Genomic DNA, 2,464 nt, shown 5'->3' on the forward strand with positions numbered 1-2,464 from the left:
GGGCGTCGGCCTCAGCGCCATCAAAAGCATCTGCTCTGAGCTGGGAGGAACCATAACCATGGAGGATGCCGAAGGCGGCGGAACGGTTCTTCGCCTGGAGTTTTCGGCCGAAGAGCTCACGACCGGATCCATGCGCAAGGCAGGATGATCCTGCAATCGGAGCATTGGCTGAATAGGACAACGGTAAGGAATCCATCCAAATCCTACCAAATCGCCTTAGACCCATTGGTCAGTAAGTGTTCCACGGACTCGCACTTGATTCCGCGCGGGTTTGAAGACGAAAGTGACAGGCTGGCCAAAAATGCCCGAACATTCCCGAACATCATGCAGAGAAACCTGGGGAATAGGAAGGTAAGGTGGGGTAAACGCCTTTAGGGATAACTCTTGAAAATTGTTCTGTAAATAGTCATAATCACTGGAAAAACAAAAAAAGAGGTGCCGGGTTCAAGTCCCGCCCTGAGCACCACGTCTACTAAAAGTCAAACCCGGATGCTGCAAAGCTTCTGGGTTTTTACTTTTTGCCCTTCCCATCTCATTGTCGATAGGCTTCTGGGATTTTTCTTTCTCCTGTGAGCGAAACCCGCATAGAATTGAAATGTTTCTTCCTGCAAGCCAAGAGCATCTTTTGACAGATTTCATGATTTCAGTGCTTATTTTGCTTCACGGCCTGGGCATCTACACGGCTCATCATGCCATCACGCGTTGCCAATCGCCCCAGGGAGCGATTGCCTGGAGCATTGCCCTTTTTACGTTTCCCATTTTAAGTCTGCCGCTCTATGTAACATTTGGCTCCCATCGGTTTATCGGTTACGTGCGCGCCCGACGGATCCGGGACTCCAACCTCCATGCTCAACTGGATAAGGTTTTCCATCACACGGAAAATGAAGGTCTGACCAAAGGCTCAAACCGGATGAGCATCGTTGAGCAGCTTTGCAAATATTCCTTTACCAACAACCAGGTCCAGCTTTTGATCAATGGTGAGCAGGCCTTTGCAGCCATTCTGGGCGCCATAGATGCTGCGGAAGACTACGTGCTTCTCCAGTCCTATATTTTTAGAAATGACGAGCTGGGTAACGAGTTTTTGAGTCGTTTGCGCAGAAAACGCCAGGCTGGTGTGCGCGTTTATCTGTTATTTGATCAAATCGGATCGAATGACCTCCCCAATTCTGTCGTGCGCCAGCTCAATAGCGAGGGACTTGAAGCCGCCTGGTTCCGTTCCAGCCGCATCCGCCGAGGCCGACTGCAGATCAATTTTAGAAACCACCGAAAACTGGTGATCGTTGACGGGAAAAAAGCTTTTCTGGGTGGCCTTAACATTGGGGACGAATATAAAGAGGGGCTCAAAGGTCTAGGAAAATGGCGAGATACGCATATTGTTTTCGAAGGACCGGCCGTCGCAGCCGCACAAATCTCTTTTGTGGAAGACTGGCATTACATCACCGATCAACTGCCCCTGGTGCTATGGCGAAGCTTTGACCAGACCCAGAGCTTGCAGGCGATGACCCTCGGCGTCTTTGGACCGGCCGATGAACTGGATACGTGTCGACTGCTTTTCATTCATTCGCTGAATATGGCCCGATCCAGAATTTGGATTGCCTCGCCCTATTTGGTTCTTGATGAATCTCTGCTCTCGGCCTTTCAAATGGCGAGGCTCCGCGGGGTGGATGTTCGGGTCTTGATCACAGATAAGACCGACAATCTCTTCGTCGCGTACGCCGGCATGTTCTCGATGTCCAAGTTGATCAACTCAGGTATCAAAGTCTATCAGTATCAAACCGGCTTCATGCATCAGAAGGTAATGCTGATCGACGATCATACGGCAACTGTAGGATCCGCAAATCTCGATCAACGGTCATTTTCACTGAACTTTGAAGTCATGGCCTGGGTTGAAGACAGCACCTTCGCTCATGAAGTGGCTCGCATGCTGGAACAGGATTTATCAGAAAGCCATCGCGTGGATTCCGATTTCTGGCTCAAGCTCTCCTGGCAAAAGCGCTTCCTCGTCATGTTTGTCCGCTTGTTTTCACCCATTCTCTGAGCCCATTCGGCTGACGAACTTGACTCCCCGCCATCCCGGATGTAAACCAGGTCACAGAGTCGACATGGCTCTTAATGACACAATTACCCAGGATGTCCCTATGAAAACAGCAATCACGACACTCCTATCGGCTTCGGTCATGGTGTTAAGTGCCTGCGGAAGTCCTCTTGAACAAGGATCCAGCGAACTTAGTGACAGCTTTAACAGTCCATGCAGTGGATTCACGGTTCCGAGCGATGGCCATTCCTATTACTGCGCCAGTTACATGATGTATGACATCACAGGCAGCCCCACTGGAAATAGAGAGACACTCTTTCGCATCTCCAGTGCGTTTAGCGAAGCTCAAAAAGCTAAAATCCGTTCGGGTCTGGACGTTGCCATGCGCGCGGTTGGTTCGCACTTCAACGAGAAATATGTGAACAAGCG

The 2,464-nt window shown here is 50.3% G+C and carries 2 protein-coding genes; both read left to right on the top strand.

Going from position 1 to position 2,464, the window contains the following annotated elements; translation table 11 throughout:
- Nucleotides 1-625: 625 nt before the first annotated feature.
- Nucleotides 626-2,038, top strand: a complete 1,413-nt coding sequence (gene cls / locus VE954_RS27010; RefSeq protein WP_324958741.1) for a cardiolipin synthase — start codon at nt 626-628, stop codon at nt 2,036-2,038.
- Nucleotides 2,039-2,138: 100 nt separating this feature from the next.
- The coding region (locus tag VE954_RS27015) for a hypothetical protein (RefSeq protein WP_324958743.1) at nt 2,139-2,464 on the top strand (326 nt) is incomplete at its 3' end.

The sequence above is a fragment of the Oligoflexus sp. genome (genome assembly GCF_035638955.1).
GTDB lineage: Bacteria > Bdellovibrionota_B > Oligoflexia > Oligoflexales > Oligoflexaceae > Oligoflexus.